Genomic DNA, 16,238 nt, shown 5'->3' on the forward strand with positions numbered 1-16,238 from the left:
TTCTGTTTGAAAAACTGCAGGGTCATACTCGGCATCTCGGGCGGAATTGCAGCTTATAAAGCTCCGTTTATCATCCGCCTGCTGAAGCAAAAAGGTGCTTCTGTGCAAGTAGTTTGTACCCGCAATGCACTCGAATTCGTTACGCTGCCTGTTCTGGAAACCCTTTCCGAAAACCCTGTTTACATCGATGTTTTCCCCAAAGAACGGCAGTATTCAACTGAGCATATTTCAATTACCGACAACGCCGATATCTTGATTGTTGCTCCGGCTACCGGAAACATTATCGGCAAATTTGCTTCTGGCATTGCCGACGACGCACTTTCCACAACTTTTATGGCATTCGAGGGTCCGGTTTTTATCGCCCCGGCCATGAATACTAAAATGTGGAATTCGCCTGTAGTGCAGAAAAACATTGCTTATCTAAAATCGCTCGGCCATAAATTTATTGGCCCTGGTGAAGGTGACCTGGCTTGTGGTTATCAGGGTGCTGGCCGTATGTCGGAGCCGCAGGAAATTGTTGATGCTGTGTTGAGTGAAAAAAATACTGAATCATTAGCTGGAAAGAAAATACTGATCACCGCTGGTCCGACCTTTGAACGAATTGATCCGGTGCGCTATATCGGAAATTTCAGCACGGGCAAAATGGGCTACGCCATTGCTTCGGCGCTTGCAGAGCGGGGCGCAGATGTAACACTGGTCTCAGGCCCGGTAAGCATTCATGCCGATCCGCGTGTAAAACTGATTCAGGTTGAAAGTGGTCAGCAAATGCACGATGTCTGTGTGAAAGCATTTTCAAAATGCCACGCCGCTATAATGGCTGCTGCTGTTGCCGATTTCAGACCAGTGAAAGTGGCGGATAAAAAAATTAAAAAAGAAAACACAGATCTTTCAACAATTGATTTAAAGCCAAACCCTGATATTCTGGCTACACTTGGCAAAAGCAAAAAGTCTGGACAGATTGTGATCGGATTTGCGCTTGAGACCGACAATGAAATTGCCAACGCGCAAAAAAAACTGAACAATAAAAAGGCCGATGTCATCGTTTTAAACTCTCTCAGCGACAAAGGCAGCGGCTTTGGTCATGATACGAATAAAATCACATTGATCCGGAAAGCCGGAAAGCCGCAATCCTGGCCGCTCATGAGCAAAACCGATGCTGCAGCGGTCATTGCAGATGAACTGGAAAAACTTTTATTAAGAAAGAAATGAGAGCGATTATTATATTGAGTTTCCTTCTGATTTTTTCATCTGTCAGTGCACAGGAAATTTTGTGCAATGTGCAGGTGAATTCCAGTCAGGTTCAGTCGAGCGATAAAACTGTGTTTGAGAATTTGCAGACCTCGGTTTATGAATTTATGAATAACCGTCGCTGGAGTAATTATGAATTCAGAATGGAAGAGAAAATTGAATGTTCCATTTTGCTGACCATTAGCTCGTGGGATAACATTGAATCATTCACCGGTACTATTCAGGTTCAGGCGCGCAGGCCCGTGTACGGCTCATCCTACAGCACCCCGCTTTTCAACTATCTCGATAAGGATTTTTCCTTCAAATATATTTCTGGTCAGCCACTCGATTACATCGAAAACACCTATACGTCCAATCTGACCTCTGTTCTTGCATTCTATGCCTATCTGGTACTTGGTTTCGATTTCGATTCATTTGAGGAGCTCGGAGGCACTCCTTTTTTCGAAAAAGCGCAGGGTGTTGTGAATGCAGCACAGAGCGCTCCTGACAAAGGTTGGCGTGCTGCCGAAAGTCAGAAAAACAGATATTGGATTATTGAGAACATCCTCAATAACTCCTATGCCGATTTCAGGAGAGGCAACTTTCATTATCATTTGAATGGCATGGATATGTTTTCGTCTGATGCGGTGAAAGCCCGCTCTGGTGTTACAGAAGGTGTAACCCTTATCCAGAAAGCATATCGCCAGAAGCCGGGGCTTTTTATTATTAGTTTGTTCATGTTAGCCAAATCAGATGAGCTTGTGAGTATTTTCACTCCTGCTCCAATGGTCGAAAAAACAAAAGTGGTCAACATGCTGAAAAGCATCGACCCGGTCAATTCCACCAAGTATAATCAGGTTCTGACTACAAACCCCTAAAGTCATGAACGAGCCCGATGAGCAGATTTTTGAAAAAGAAATCAGATATTTTGTTGATTTGGATCTTGCCACCAACGCTATTTGCAGATGGAGTTTCGATCTCCGCGAAAAGCTGGCGAAAGAAAAACTAAAACCCGGTTATCATCGCATTTTTATTACAAAAGGGCAGTACAATAAGCTTGTACAAAAAGCTTCTGAAATCAGAAAGAAATAATTTACTGCTTCGTTACAGCCGTTACTCGTTACAGCCGTTACAATCGTTACGCGTGGAATTTATACGGATGTCCGCCGCGGCGGAGCGTTAGACGTTACTCGTCACATGTTGTATTCTTCGCCGCATGCTGCATGCCGCATGCCTCAAGCTAGATTTTTGTAACATCAATATCAAACTGAATCGGATTTTTATTTCCGCAATGCAGCATGCACTGATCGCACACACTAAGCTCTCCTTTCAGGCGCCGCGACACCATTTCAGCCGTCTGATGATACAACGAATCCACCGTTATTTTCCGGACAACTTCATCAGCAAAAGCGTACATGAGCAACATTTTCGCATTGCGTTCGCAAATGCCACGTTGCTTCAGATAGAACATTGCGTTTTCGTCGAGCTGCCCGACAGTGGCTCCATGAGAGCATTTTACGTCATCGGCGTAAATTTCGAGAAATGGTTTTGTGAATATCTGTGCAGTGTCGGTCAGCAAAATATTTTTGTTGCTTTGAAATGCATTTGTTTTCTGCGCGCCGGGTTGCACAATAATATGACCGTTGAATGCAACACTGGCTTCGTCGTCAAGGATGCCTTTAAATAATTCATGCGAAGTACAATTAGGCGCGTTATGCCGCACCAGCACCTGGTTATCGACGTGTTGTTTTCGATCGACCAGATACAGTCCCATCACATCTGCCTCGGCGCCTTCGCCGTCAAGATTAACGATCGACTCGTTGCGTATGGTGCCGCCATTGAAAGTGATTGTATTGGTGGTGAGCTTTGCATCGCGCTGCAGACCAAAGAAAGACGTGTTTATCATCACTGCGCTGTCGTCTTTGTTTTGCAGTTTGTAATGATCGAGAATGGCTCCGTCAGCGAGATGGAACTCATTCACAATATTCAGAAAACTATTTTTATCATTGATACTATCGTCGCATTGCAGAAACTGCAGCCTACTGTTTTTGCCTAATACAATCAGATTACGAATCTGCAAAAAAGGATTGACTTCGGTGTTCACCAGATTGACCAGCTGAACCGGTTTATCAACAGTAATATTGTCGGGAATATAGATGAAAAAACCGGCTGTGGCCAATGCTGAATTTAAGCTAACAAGCCCATTCAGCGTGTTTTCTGTGAGCTTATTCAGATACTTGCCAACCAATTCGGGAAACTGATGCCAGGCCTGGCGCAGGCTTCCGGCAATCACACCGTTTTCCATCACAGTAAGCGGAGCAGTGTTATACACATAAGAGCCGTTTAACAGCGTGAATAATGCTGTTTCAAAATTTTGAATGGTGCATTGAAAAACATCGTTGATATCTAAATTCGAGACAGGATCTGTGTTTTCAATGTATGTGTAGTTTGCATTCAGATACTCGCTCAAATCGGTGTTACGCCATTTTTCCATTTTTTTATGCGGAAATCCTGCTGACAAAAATGTGTGAAACGCATTGTCGCGTCCTTCCCACAATCCATCGTTGCTGCTAATGTTTTCTGCAGCTTTTTTCAGAGACTCCGCTACAGGATATTGTTGTAATGCAGTCATGATTTTTCGCTTAATTCGAATTCTTTCTTAATCCAGTCGTAGCCCTGTTTTTCAAGTTCCATCGCAAGCATTTTATCGCCCGATTTTACAATTCGACCACCATATAAAATGTGAACAAAATCCGGAACAATAAAGTCCAGAAGTCTCTGATAGTGCGTGATTACAACGGTTGCGTTTTCCGGTTTTTTCAAGCGGGTAACACCCGTTGCAACAACACGAAGTGCATCAATGTCAAGCCCTGAGTCGGTTTCATCGAGTATGGCGAGTTTTGGTTCAAGCATGGCCATCTGAAAAATCTCGTTACGCTTTTTTTCTCCACCCGAAAAACCCTCATTTACACTGCGTTTCATGAGGTCGTTCGGAATTTCGACCATCTTTTTCTTTTCTTCAACCATCTTCAGAAAGTCGCCCGCACTCATCGGCTCCTGGCCATGAAACTTGCGTTTCTCGTTGACGGCTGTCTTTAGAAAATTCATGATGGACACGCCCGGAATTTCAACCGGATACTGGAAACCCAGGAAAATCCCTGCGCGCGCGCGGTCTTCTACGGCCATGTCGAAGATGTTTTTTCCTTCGAAAATAATTTCTCCGGAAACTTCATATCCTTCGCGTCCCGCGATAACATTGGCCAGCGTGCTCTTTCCGGTTCCGTTCGGCCCCATGATGGCATGCACTTCGCCAGGTTTAACATCCAGATTGACGCCCTTCAAAATCTCGCGTCCGTTTATTGATACGTGTAAGTCTTTTATGTGTAACATTGTCTTCGTTTGTTTTAAATTTTTTCAGGTTGGAGAATTATTCATTGTTGAGACGTAACCTGTTACGTCTCAACTTATATTTATCATCCAACCGATCCTTCAAGAGAAATTGCAAGCAATTTCTGAGCTTCGACCGCAAATTCCATTGGCAATTTATTTAATACTTCTTTTGCATAGCCATTCACAATCAGACTGATGGCCGATTCGCTGTCAAGGCCGCGCTGCTGGCAGTAAAACAACTGGTCGTCCGAAATTTTCGATGTGGTTGCTTCGTGTTCAACGATCGAACTTTTGTTGTGCACGTTGATATAGGGCCATGTGTGTGCGCCGCATTTATCGCCGAGCAACAGACTGTCGCATTGGGTGAAATTGCGAGAATTCTCAGCTTTCTTCATCACTTTCACAAGCCCGCGATAACTGTTCTGGCTGCGGCCTGCAGAGATTCCTTTGGAAATGATTGTACTCTTTGTATTCTTTCCGAGATGAATCATTTTGCTTCCGGTGTCGGCCTGCTGAAAATTGTTGGTCACGGCAACCGAATAAAATTCGCCGATGCTGTTGTCGCCCAATAAAATGCAGCTCGGATATTTCCAGGTTATGGCTGAGCCGGTCTCCACCTGCGTCCACGATATTTTGCTGTTGGCGCCTTTACACAAACCACGCTTGGTAACGAAATTATAAATGCCGCCTTTGCCTTCCTTGTTGCCGGGATACCAGTTCTGGACTGTGCTGTATTTCACTTCGGCACTGTCCATGGTGATGATTTCAACGACTGCGGCATGCAGCTGATTTTCATCGCGCATTGGTGCGGTGCAGCCTTCGAGATAACTGACATAGGATCCTTCGTCGGCAACAATCAGTGTGCGTTCGAATTGTCCGGTATCTTTTGCGTTGATGCGAAAATAAGTCGATAATTCAACCGGACAGCGCACACCCTTCGGGATGAAAACAAAAGAACCATCGCTGAAAACAGCGGAGTTCAATGCTGTGAAATAATTGTCGGAAACCGGCACCGACATTCCGAGATATTGCTTCACCAGATCGGGGTGCTGATGCACGGCTTCGCTGATGGGCATGAAAATGATACCGAGTTCTTTGAGTTTATCCTGCATGGTGGTTTTTACCGAAACGCTATCGAAAACCGCATCAACAGCCACTCCCGCAAGGGCCATTCGTTCTTCGAGTGGAATGCCGAGTTTATTGAAGGTGTCAATCAATTCCGGATCCACCTCATCCATGCTTTTCTTTTCGTTCTTTTTAGGCGCCGCATAATAGCTGATGTCCTGAAAATCGATTGGCGGAATGTTAAGGTGCGCCCAGTCGGGCATGGTCATTTCCTTCCATTTGCGATAGGCCGCCAGTCGAAATTCAAGCATGAATTCGGGCTCGTTTTTTTTCTTCGAAATAACGCGAACCACTTCTTCACTCAGCCCTTTCGGAATGGTGTCCATCTCAATTAGCGTCTCAAAGCCGTATTTGTATTCACCGCCGGTTACTTCGTTCAGTGCGTCCTGGCTTTCATCTTCTTTCATACACTTTTGTTTTACACAATCCGTCCCTTGTTTTTAGTGACCGGATTACAGCACAAATATACAAAATGCCACTAAGCCCCAAACGGATTATTGGAAGGGGATTGGTGATAATTGTCAGGAGTGTGCGAACACTGAACGCTCAACATGGAAGTGAGAATATCGAAGGAATCTAACCTCAAACATATTTCACACTACAAAAGTATCGGGGGATTACACTACACTCACCTTAATCGTATTTGCCCGGCCGCGCTGCGCAATGGGCATGCTGGCGGTGTGAATGATGGTGTCACCTTCGCTTACGAGATTGTGTAATTTCAGTGTTGCAATCGTGTCACAGATGCTTTGGTCTGTGCTCTGAAAATCGTCGTAGTAAAAACCGCGCAAGCCCCATGCAAGCATAAGAGTACGCAATAGTTTATGGTCGTTGCTGAAAACAAAAATGTGGCTTTTTGGTCTGAACGATGACATGCGAACAGCCGAAGTCCCTGTAGCAGTCATTACCACAATCCCTTTGGCATTCATGAATTTCGCCATACGCGAAGCCATAAAACTGATCTCGTATGCTGTCGAAACCTCATCTTCGCTCTTGGGCATGGCGCCTTTGGTGTAGGGGCGTGAATCGCGCTCTACATCGATAATAATGCGATGCATGGTAGCAACGGTTTCAACAGGAAACATTCCAACACTGGTTTCACCGCTGAGCATTACAGCCGAAGCACCGTCGGTAACGGCATTGGCAACGTCGTTCACTTCGGCGCGGCTGGGCATGGTGCTCGTCATCATGCTTTCCATCATCTGTGTGGCAACAATAACCGGCTTTGCAGCGGTGATGGTTTTCTGAATAATATTTTTCTGAAGAATTGGAACTTCCTGTAACGGCAGTTCGATACCAAGATCGCCGCGTGCAATCATGATGGCGTCTGCTGCTTCGATTATTTCATCAATGTGTTCAATTGCTTCGGGCTTTTCAATTTTGGCAATTACACGTGCTGTTTTTCCTGAATCAGCAATGCGTTTTTTCAATTCAATCACATCTTCAGGTCTTCTGACAAAAGAAATGGCGACCCAGTCAACATCTGCGCTGAGAGCGAATTCCAGATCCTTCAAGTCTTTTTCAGTGAGTGCAGGCAGACTCACATTGCTGCCCGGAAGATTGAATCCTTTATTTGATTTCAGTATTCCTGCGCGAATCACTTTTGCTTCAACTTCTTTTTCATTGAGCACGCGCGTGATATGCACTTCCATTTTTCCGTCGTCGAGCAGAATTCTTTCGCCGGGCTTCAGATCGCGTGAAAGCATGGGATAGCGCAGGGTGAAACGCTCTGCACTGCCTTCGCATTCTTCGCTGGTGATGATGACCAATTCATTGGTTTTCAGTTCTGCACCATCGCAGCCCATATTTCCGACACGCAGCTTAGGTCCTTGAAGATCGGCCATGAGCGCTACCGGGAATAGTGTTTCACTATTTATTGTTTTTATTTCTTCAATGATTTCAGTCGCTTTTGCATACTCCATATGCGAAAAGTTGAGACGGCAAACATTCATTCCTGCATCGACGAGTGCGCGCAGCATTTCGGGTGAGGCACTTGCAGGTCCTATGGTTGCTATGATTTTTGTGTGATTCAGCGTAATTTCTGACATGTGAAAGTTTTATTTGTAAAGCTACAAAAAATGTCGCGCCTTTCCGCAGAAAGGCACGACATTAATGATTAATTAATTCAGCGGTTATTTCTCGATAATGAAATCATCTATTTTCCACGCGCTGTAGTTACCGGATGTAATACCCGAGCTGCGATAGCGGAATGAGATGTAAATGGTCTGGCCTGAATATGAACTGAGGCTGATGTCTCCACTTGGTGTGAAGATCGCGCTGTTTGCAGGCGCCCATGTGGGAGAGAGCGGTGTCCATGTGGCTAAAGTCGGGTCGCCACTGCCAGAATAATTAGTTGAAATCAGTACTTCAATGGGAGTAGTCATTCCCGCATCGGTATAATTGGTCCATGAGCTGAAGCTGAGAACAGGATTAGCAACTCCACTCAGGCTGATGGCGGGTGTGATCAGGTAATCATCACAAGCTACATCAGATCCGCTGGCTGTAACAGCCATGTCTTTGTAACCGGAATTGAAATACCAGTCTTTGCTGCCTGCAGCGCTGTAAATAGTCCATCCTGAATTGACAAGAGGATCAATATTGAACGGGTCGTAAATAACACTGTTTGCATTTGGATCGTACCAGTTAACGATGTCGTTCAGGTCGCGTAAATAAAGCTGATAATCACCGTTGAAAATACTGAGAATTCCACGGATGCTTCCGGAGCCGGCTGGTATAATGTCTGCTGCAAAACTGGCGTAATTGCTGGTGCGCAGGAGGATTTGATTTCCATTTGCATCTTCGACGGTGCGGTTGGTGGTTCCTGTTGTTTCAGAATAAGCAAGGCCAGGCTCGGTGAAATGAACATTGTCGAGCTGAATGACTGTACTCAGGTTGGCAGGCGTGATGGTCGGAATTGTAACAACAGCTGCTGCAGGAGGTGTTCCTGGAAGACTATCGCGGAATACATGGTCGTCGATTAAAATATCAGGAATACGGCCAATGGCTCCATTGTAAATATAGCCAATCTGAACAAGTCCGCCGTAGTCGCCCAGGAAAAGTCCCTGACATTCAACAAATACGCGCTGTCCGACTTTGAACGAAGTGTACATGTCGTAACGGTCAAGCTTGAGTTCAATACCACCAGTGGCATCCTGAATAACAATGGTTTTGTAGAAGTTTCCACTCTCATCGTTGGCAACAACAACACCTTCAATGATGGTGGTTGTTTCAATGCTGTCGACAAGGCCCGGATATGTGGCTTTCAGGTCCGCAATGGTTGTGTTGCTGGAGCCTTCATATTCCGGAATAATTACATCGGGTTTGTCAAAGTCTTCATTCACACACGAAGTGAAGACAACAGCCATGAGGGCTGTAACAAAAAACAATTTTTTCATATACTGTTTCATTTTTTTCTCTTTTAACTGTTAGAAATTGAAAGACACCATGGCCAGGAAATTTCTTCCGTAAGCATAGTAATATTTGGGTGGAAATTTTCCGACATTCTGGGTGGTGAAGTCGAAACGAGACTGCTCATATCCGCCGGTTATCAGTTCTCGGTTGTTGAGAACATTGCTGACCATGAAATTGAATGCCAATGTTTTCCCCTTGATTCTCCACGATTTCCCAATAGATGCATCTACCGTGTAGCCTGCAGGTAATTTTTCCTGAGCAGTGATTACATCAATCTTCGGGTCGCCAGGTCCTAAGTTTGCAATCGCAAGCTGTGTGCGGCGTTCCGGGTTGAAATCGAGATAAATCTTATCGAAGTAATTAAAGTTTACATTGAAAAACCAATACTTCGGATGATTGTATTTGATTCCTACTGAAGATGCAATCTGAGGTGTGCCGGGCACATAGAAGTATTTGCAGTAAATTAGTTCTGTGGTATCCGGTTTCGACAGGTTGTCAAACGAAATATGTGCAGTAGGACGCGAGATGTAGCGGTAGTTTCCGAAGTTTCCGGCTGCCTGAACACTGATGGTTTTGCTTGCTTTAACATCCAGTCCGAATTCAACCCCCTGATAAACGCGATTGATTCCGGTCAGATTCATATAAACAAAAGTCTGGTATTCGTCATGATAGAAACTAAGCAGATCCACTTCGTTGAATGTGTTGGTCTGGAAAGCCGTGATGCGTCCTGAGAGGAATTCCCCCTTCTTAATGTAAGAAACATCGCCTGAAAAAACAACACTGCTTTGAAGATTGGGCACATAGCGGTTGCTGATATTTGGCGACAGGAAAGAATTGACGGTAGAAGGTGCATTGCTCAGCAAAGCAGTATTAATAGTGAAGTAATGTTTGCCTGAGTATTTGTAAGTCACGCCTGCTTTCACTCCGCCATCGAGGAATGTTTTGGCTTCTGATTTTCCAAGTGAGTTTTCCGGATATCTTCCATTGCGGTAAATGCCGTCACGATACAGCTGTGTTCCGCTCACAAAGCCGGCTACATAGAAATCAGACTTGGGATAGTAGAATCGGCTCATTCCCCACAATTTGGCTGTATTTGTGTGCATTTTGTAGTTGTAGCCAAATTCATCGCCTACATTAATAACCCGGTCAGGGTTGTCCAGATCGTTTTGCAGCATGTCGGGTTTCCCTGGAAAATCGCGTTCAGCAAATTGATCAATGTCTTTCCAAAATTCACCACCTAGAAGATCAGTCAATTCCTTAAAATAATGGGTTGTCTGAAAGTTGGCTTCCAGTCCGCCGCTCAAATGAATATTTTCATTCAGTTTGTAAAGCAGATATGAATTAAGTGCTTTACGAACTTCATCTTTGCGGGCTTCTTCCAGAATATAATTGGCTTGAGTTCCACTCGCATTCGCGCTGTAATTGACCTGGTAAATATCATCCCAATTTATTTGACGGGCTTCGACATTGTTAAGCCAGTATTCCGTTGCAAGCCCTCCAATGAAAGGATCGAGCTGGTAACTGGGAAGATAGCGATAATAGTCGGGGCGTGGATCGGGAGCACTATACCAGTTTAATCTGGTGGTCCCGAAACGTCCTTTTGAAAAACCTGCCGAGGTGTATAGTTTCGCTTTGTCGTTTATTTTGAAAGTATGGTTAAATATCGCGTACGGCTGATGCACTTTACGAACACGCGCATTGCGCACTTCCCCATTTTGCAAACCCCAGTTTGGATTATAATATACATCACCGGCAAGATCGTATGCTTCCTGACTGGATGCGGCCTGCATAGCTCTACGGAATGGTGAGCCAAATACGGTCAGACCGATCATATGCTTGTCGTTGATCTTACGCTCTACTGAACCAAAATATGCCCACGCATCGTACCATGTTCCTGGTACATAGCCGTCGAGCGCCCAGCGGTGCGAACCTGAAAAGGCAAAAGCCCACCCGTTAGTCTGCATGCCGGTTGCGTAGGTGTATAACAATCGATTGTTGTATGAGCGATTTGCCATACCATAGCTGAGCTGGTTCTGTTTGCGGATCTGCGAAGCAGTGGCCTGAATATTTGATGTTCCGCCAACGCCTCCAAAAGAGAAGGGCCCTGGGACCAAACCGTCGTATGATTCGCGATAACGCATCACACGATTCAGCCCGCCGTAGTCGGAATAGGACTGAAAGCCGGTTTCAAGGTCATTCATCGGAAACCCGTTCAGGTAGGTTTGCTCCGAACTTGACTCGTAGCCACGGCTACGGAATCGCATGGGACCCCAGCTGAAGGATGCGAAATTTTCAAATACATCGCTTCCTGAATGAAGCAGACTGTTGACACTCTGACCGGAACCGCCTTGCGACAGCTCACTGTCGTCGAGCTGAATCTCCGATACACCGCCATTTTCGTCAAGTACCGTACGGTTCAGCTGAATATTCAGATTCACCGGGGCGGAGTTGATTATTACGGATTCGGTGTAAACCTGAAACAAATCAGCTTCAATTATAAGTTTATAGGTTCCGTTTGGGAGGGTTATGGTAAAATTTCCGGTTACATCGGTCTTTAGTACCTGATTGTTGATTTTCACTGTAGCGTCCGGAACCCCCTCCAGAGTGATTTTATCCTTAACGGATCCGCTCAGTGTCCCTTCCTGCGCCATCATATAAACTGGCAACAGTAAAAGCATTAAATAGCAGAGTATTCTCATACAAAAAAGTTTAGCCGACAAATTTAAGGAATAATTCGTTGCAGTCAATATTAAATGCATGAAACTATCTGATTTTAAAATATGAAATCCACTGTAAATAAGACGGGGCAGGCACTTTTTACAACGTAAAGCTCCGGAATCAGTATGTATGAACGCTGTTTTGCGCTGCTGGCAAATATTGTATTCCCAACCATGTAATCATTAGGAAAACAAAGGCAAATATCAGAATCCAGGACACTACTTTCTCGTTTCCCGGCTGTCGCAGTCTTAAATGAATGTAAATGAGATAGGTCATCCATGTTATAAAAGCCCAGGTCTCTTTTGGATCCCAGGTCCAGTAATGTCCCCAGGCTGCTTTGGCCCACAGTGCGCCGAAAATAATGCCGACCGTCAGAAATGCAATACCAAAATAAACCGTGTTGTCAGTATAGTCCATGCTGAGCTTAATCTCTTTTCCAAAGAGTGGCAGAATTAATCGGATAGCTGCAGCCAGCGCCGAAACCCCGAGCAAGGCATAGCCAATGATGTAAACTACTACATGGGGTACAAACCAGACACTTTGAAGGGCGGGCATCAATGTCTGATCGAGCGCTGCAGGATTCAACAGGTCAATCGTTATAAAAACGGTCGCGGTCACATTGGCATAGATGAAGAGCCAGACATACTTCCATCGAAACCAAAGTAGAACCCCCAGCAACGAAAGAAAGAATCCGTACCAGAGGCGGGTTTCGCCCAAGGTTCGTAGCGGCGGTCGATGAAGTTCAATCCACAGATTCACTATGTAGAACGTCAATACAAGAACCGCCAGTGATGAAATCAGCACAGCCACTTTTCTTGTCCTGCGGAAAACCATAAGAATGATAGCCAGCACCAGCAGGACGATAGAAGTGATTCCGATAAACTGAAAACTGATTTCCGTCATTCTGTTTTTCTTTTTGCTGTTACCCCTGTTATAAAAATGAAAATGGCGCCGCAAAGCAGCATGCAAAGTCCTGTGTATATCGCAGGAAGCCATGGATCGCGCACCAGCTCAAACACACTGGAAGTGCTCCATTGCCCCATGCTTTCATCGTAACCAAACTGATATATTTTCCACCCGTCAATACTCACAGGTTTATTAACGGTAACCGGCGACGAAATTTCTTTTCCGTCTTTGGTGTAAACGGTCACATCCGATTGATACAAACGCGCTTTGGGCGGCTTCATCACCAATTCATAATCATCGCCGAATGTCATTGAAAATGGCTGTTGGAGCGATGATGCGGAGCAAATCCAACTACATTGTTTCACGGATTTATTTTCACTGATGCAAACTTGTGCAGCATGAACAGCGCCCGGAATCGGCGCTTCGCGAAAAGTATCGCCCATCAGCCAGGCATTTTGCAGAACTTGTTTTATTTCAAATTCAAATTGATTCCATATGAAAACTGTATCAGCAGAAGTCAGGTTGAATGATGGGGTTTTTAGCAGTTTTTCTTCCGAAACGCTCCATACGCCTGCCTGTGGCGGATAATAATCAACTTTGAAATCCTCAAGAAAAATGGCGACAGGCAACTCATGCAATTGATTTTTCCGATCGATTCCAATCCATTCAACAGTTCCTTTTTCTACGCGCATGGTGTAACGCTCAATGTCGCCTGAACCGAAAGCTGCGCCGGCAAGGACAATCCAAAGTCCGAGATGATTCAGCATAAAGCCGGCATTTTTCAGACGAAGTGAAAACCTTCGGATAGCAGTCAACCCCAGGGTTGTAAGAATATAAACCTGCGCCAGCAAATACATCCAGCTGTGTTTTATATTGAGAAACAACAGGGTGGCCGGCGCATTTTCATCCTGCCGGATCAACCCCATTAGAATGGCAAGAAACGTTAGAAGAAGTATAGCCGAAATGGAAGCAGGAACAGATGAAAGCCAGATTACAAGCGGATTTCGCTTGCCTCGTAGCTGAATGAAAATCAACAATGCAACAAACAAAGGAAGGGCGACCAGGTTGAACGGCTGCGCGGGCAGCGGGATATAGCTCGATGTGGCAAATTGTATGGCAGCCCCAGCTACTAAAAGTCCAGATGCAATGAAGAATCCCTCAATATAGCTCCACGGAAATTTCCAGACAGGTCTGTTCGATGTCATGCAGATTATTCCGTATTGAGCGATTTTACGATGTATTTCTTTTCACGCTCTTTGGCTTTGGTTGCCCACTTGGGAATCTCTTTGCTGATGAATTCCTTCTTTTCTTTTTCGAGCGTGGGCATATCAAGGCCAATCAATTTTTGAGCTTTTGCTTTTGTGTCGATGTCCGGATACGGCACTCCGTCTTTTACTCCAAGCAACAACAGAATTCGCTGCAACTGCATTCTCGCTTCACGGGCTCTGTCCAGACCATGACTGATAATGCGTGAAACTTCAAGCGGTGCATGGAAGGAACTTCCGTGACTGGCTGCAACATAGTCCCAGCGCCATTGTGCCTGACGAATAAGTTTTAAAACCGGTTTCATTTGTTCTTCGGTAGCGCCATTATCCCAGGCGGCTTTCGCCTCGAAATGAGCCCATACAAGCTGAACCTCAAGCTGGTCGCGGATTTCCTTAATCTTATCCTGACGAGTATAAACGTCATCAATCAGGTCTTCGGTTTCTTCCCTGTGGCAAACCATGCACGATGAAGAAATATTGTTCAGCGGACTCTGTATGTGATGGTCGGAAAACTTCTGACCGCCTTCGTTTTTATATGGCATGTGACAATCTGCACAGGCAACGCCTCGTTTGTAATGCACGCCGCTCATGAACAATTCATAATCCGGATGCTGCGCTTTGAGCATGGGTGTTCGCGAAACTCCATGGACCCAGTCAGCAAATTCAATATTGTCGTAATAGCTTTCGATTTTTTCGACAGAAAATCCTGAATCCCATGGGAAAGTGAGATAAGCAGCGCCTTCGTATTTCTTTTTATCGAAATAATATTCAACGTGGCATTGAGCGCAAACCAGCGTTCTCATTTCCTGATGCGTCGATTTGTTTACATCTATGCCTCTGCGTTCAAACGCTTCGATAAGTCCGGGGCGGGTGATGGTCAGATTCATGGTCTTCGGGTCATGACAATCGAGACAGCCAATGGGGTTTACAATTTCCGCTCCCAGCGATTCCCAGGTGCCGGTATAAAATTCCTTCACACCTTTTTCTTTCATTACTCTCACTACGTCCGGGCTTTTGCATGTCCAGCATGTACTTGGCTGCGGGCCGGGAACGCCATCTTTCGGTGCGCCGGTTCGAAGCGTATTATTCACATCATCAATAGCGTGAAAATGCCCCCGGGCTTGTTTAAAATCTTTCGAAAAAGCGTACCCGGCAAACAGAACAACAATTCTTGGATCTTCGGCCAGAATATCGCGTGTAGCCGATCCTCCGTGCTTGCTTTTGAAACTGGTGTCGGCTGTTTGCAACCAGCTGTCGTATTCGCGTGGAAAATTCTGACCCCAGATTTCGCTGCGTGGCTCGGTTTCACCAAAAGTCACATCGGGTTTGTAGGTAAATTCCGATTCGGCCCGGCGTTCAATGATCGAAGCTGCAAGCAGTCCGAGCAAAAACACAATGAGAACGGTTCCCAGAAAAAGAACCCAACCCAGCCAGGGCTTTTTTGATACCATTTCAGTGATGGATTTCATATTTTATTTGTTTTTATTCATCATCTTGTGAAGCCAGCCGGGGACTGCTGTTCCGGGCTTCGGTACTCGTGCATTGGGAACACTGTTCAGACTGTTCACCCGGCCATGAGGAACTTCGCGGTGACACTCCCAGCAGTGGCGCTCTTCGCGGAAGTCATCGTACTGCGAAGTGTACATTTTTGTGTTACCACTGTTCAGAAGGTCTCCGTGACAACGAATGCAGTTTTGCTGAACCACTTTCTGTCCGGCTTCTTTTATAAAAATTACCTGTGGCTCAGCGCGTAATGTAAAGATGGTTGCATGCCGCATTCCGTCTCTTGCTTTAAAATAATAGTGGTTTAAAAAATTATTGTGCGGTACATGACAATCGTTGCACACGGCCCTTTCTCTGTGTGAACTGTGCAGCCATGTGCTGTACTGAGGAGCCATAATATGGCAGTTCATGCAGGTTGCCGGATCGTCACTCAGATAGGTATGCGCTTTCGATACATAAAACAGAAATGCTCCCAGCCCGAGAATAATCCCTGATAAAAATATCAGTGGAATTCTCCATTTGGGGGGTGGCAATAGTTTCTGTATGAACTTAATCATGAAAACAGGTAATTCAATATTGAAATTCTTGTAGGCAAATATACACTACAGGATTGAATCGGACAACACTTTTTGCGCTTTTGAAGATTATTTTTTCATTTTTATTGATAATTAACAAGTTAGAAACATATGCTTT

At 45.2% G+C, this 16,238-nt stretch carries 13 protein-coding genes; 3 read left to right on the forward strand and 10 right to left on the reverse strand.

The genetic code is table 11. From position 1 onward, the window contains the following. Nucleotides 1-6: 6 nt before the first annotated feature. Genes A2W93_07250 through A2W93_07260 form a run of 3 tightly spaced genes read left to right on the forward strand, consistent with a single transcriptional unit; the run spans nt 7 to nt 2,319 of the window. On the forward strand, nt 7-1,209 hold the full coding sequence (locus A2W93_07250; protein ID OFY54025.1) for a hypothetical protein: 1,203 nt from the start codon (nt 7-9) through the stop codon (nt 1,207-1,209). Then, on the forward strand, nt 1,206-2,105 hold the full coding sequence (locus tag A2W93_07255) for a hypothetical protein (protein ID OFY54026.1): 900 nt from the start codon (nt 1,206-1,208) through the stop codon (nt 2,103-2,105). The genes A2W93_07250 and A2W93_07255 overlap by 4 nt, the downstream gene beginning before the upstream one ends. Nucleotides 2,106-2,109: 4 nt before the next feature. Next, nucleotides 2,110-2,319, forward strand: coding sequence for a hypothetical protein (locus A2W93_07260; GenBank protein OFY54027.1), 210 nt, complete (start codon nt 2,110-2,112; stop codon nt 2,317-2,319). Between the two features lie 148 nt (nt 2,320-2,467). Here A2W93_07260 and A2W93_07265 read toward each other — a convergent pair whose 3' ends face one another. From A2W93_07265 to A2W93_07310, 10 genes are all read right to left on the reverse strand, one after another. Then, the gene (locus A2W93_07265; protein ID OFY54028.1) at nt 2,468-3,859 is read right to left on the reverse strand and encodes a Fe-S cluster assembly protein SufD; all 1,392 of its coding nucleotides are present in this window, start codon (nt 3,857-3,859) and stop codon (nt 2,468-2,470) included. Then, entirely contained in the window at nt 3,856-4,617 is a 762-nt protein-coding gene (locus tag A2W93_07270) for a Fe-S cluster assembly ATPase SufC (GenBank protein OFY54029.1), read from the reverse strand. Before A2W93_07270 ends, A2W93_07265 begins: the two co-directional genes overlap by 4 nt. An 83-nt stretch (nt 4,618-4,700) precedes the next feature. Further along, nucleotides 4,701-6,149 (reverse strand): Fe-S cluster assembly protein SufB, encoded by a 1,449-nt coding sequence (locus tag A2W93_07275; GenBank protein OFY54030.1) that lies wholly within the window; start codon nt 6,147-6,149, stop codon nt 4,701-4,703. A gap of 210 nt (nt 6,150-6,359) precedes the next feature. Beyond that, nucleotides 6,360-7,790, reverse strand: coding sequence for a pyruvate kinase (locus A2W93_07280; GenBank protein ID OFY54031.1), 1,431 nt, complete (start codon nt 7,788-7,790; stop codon nt 6,360-6,362). Nucleotides 7,791-7,874: 84 nt separating this feature from the next. Continuing rightward, on the reverse strand, nt 7,875-9,149 hold the full coding sequence (locus tag A2W93_07285) for a hypothetical protein (GenBank protein ID OFY54032.1): 1,275 nt from the start codon (nt 9,147-9,149) through the stop codon (nt 7,875-7,877). Nucleotides 9,150-9,167: 18 nt separating this feature from the next. Then, on the reverse strand, nt 9,168-11,831 hold the full coding sequence (locus A2W93_07290) for a hypothetical protein (protein OFY54033.1): 2,664 nt from the start codon (nt 11,829-11,831) through the stop codon (nt 9,168-9,170). Between the two features lie 160 nt (nt 11,832-11,991). Continuing rightward, the gene (locus A2W93_07295) at nt 11,992-12,774 is read right to left on the reverse strand and encodes a cytochrome C assembly protein (protein OFY54034.1); all 783 of its coding nucleotides are present in this window, start codon (nt 12,772-12,774) and stop codon (nt 11,992-11,994) included. Next, nucleotides 12,771-13,982, reverse strand: a complete 1,212-nt coding sequence (locus tag A2W93_07300; GenBank protein ID OFY54035.1) for a hypothetical protein — start codon at nt 13,980-13,982, stop codon at nt 12,771-12,773. Before A2W93_07300 ends, A2W93_07295 begins: the two co-directional genes overlap by 4 nt. 5 nt (nt 13,983-13,987) lie before the next feature. Next, nucleotides 13,988-15,511, reverse strand: coding sequence for an ammonia-forming cytochrome c nitrite reductase subunit c552 (locus tag A2W93_07305; protein OFY54036.1), 1,524 nt, complete (start codon nt 15,509-15,511; stop codon nt 13,988-13,990). A 3-nt stretch (nt 15,512-15,514) separates the two neighbouring features. Next, nucleotides 15,515-16,102 carry a cytochrome c nitrite reductase small subunit gene (locus tag A2W93_07310; GenBank protein ID OFY54037.1) on the reverse strand — a complete coding sequence of 196 codons (588 nt, stop codon included), beginning with the start codon at nt 16,100-16,102 and terminating at the stop codon, nt 15,515-15,517. Nucleotides 16,103-16,238: the final 136 nt, after the last annotated feature.

The sequence above is a fragment of the Bacteroidetes bacterium GWF2_43_63 genome (genome assembly GCA_001769275.1).
In the GTDB taxonomy this organism is placed as follows: Bacteria; Bacteroidota; Bacteroidia; order Bacteroidales; family DTU049; genus GWF2-43-63.

Coding starts and splice junctions, on each gene's coding strand:
- A2W93_07265 (OFY54028.1), bottom strand. CDS start 3,859: ATGACTGCATTACAACAATATCCTGTAGCGGAGTCTCTGAAAAAAGCT.
- A2W93_07270 (OFY54029.1), bottom strand. CDS start 4,617: ATGTTACACATAAAAGACTTACACGTATCAATAAACGGACGCGAGATT.
- A2W93_07275 (OFY54030.1), bottom strand. CDS start 6,149: ATGAAAGAAGATGAAAGCCAGGACGCACTGAACGAAGTAACCGGCGGT.
- A2W93_07310 (OFY54037.1), bottom strand. CDS start 16,102: ATGATTAAGTTCATACAGAAACTATTGCCACCCCCCAAATGGAGAATT.
- A2W93_07300 (OFY54035.1), bottom strand. CDS start 13,982: ATGACATCGAACAGACCTGTCTGGAAATTTCCGTGGAGCTATATTGAG.
- A2W93_07280 (OFY54031.1), bottom strand. CDS start 7,790: ATGTCAGAAATTACGCTGAATCACACAAAAATCATAGCAACCATAGGA.
- A2W93_07255 (OFY54026.1), top strand. CDS start 1,206: ATGAGAGCGATTATTATATTGAGTTTCCTTCTGATTTTTTCATCTGTC.
- A2W93_07260 (OFY54027.1), top strand. CDS start 2,110: ATGAACGAGCCCGATGAGCAGATTTTTGAAAAAGAAATCAGATATTTT.
- A2W93_07295 (OFY54034.1), bottom strand. CDS start 12,774: ATGACGGAAATCAGTTTTCAGTTTATCGGAATCACTTCTATCGTCCTG.
- A2W93_07290 (OFY54033.1), bottom strand. CDS start 11,831: ATGCTTTTACTGTTGCCAGTTTATATGATGGCGCAGGAAGGGACACTG.
- A2W93_07285 (OFY54032.1), bottom strand. CDS start 9,149: ATGAAACAGTATATGAAAAAATTGTTTTTTGTTACAGCCCTCATGGCT.
- A2W93_07305 (OFY54036.1), bottom strand. CDS start 15,511: ATGAAATCCATCACTGAAATGGTATCAAAAAAGCCCTGGCTGGGTTGG.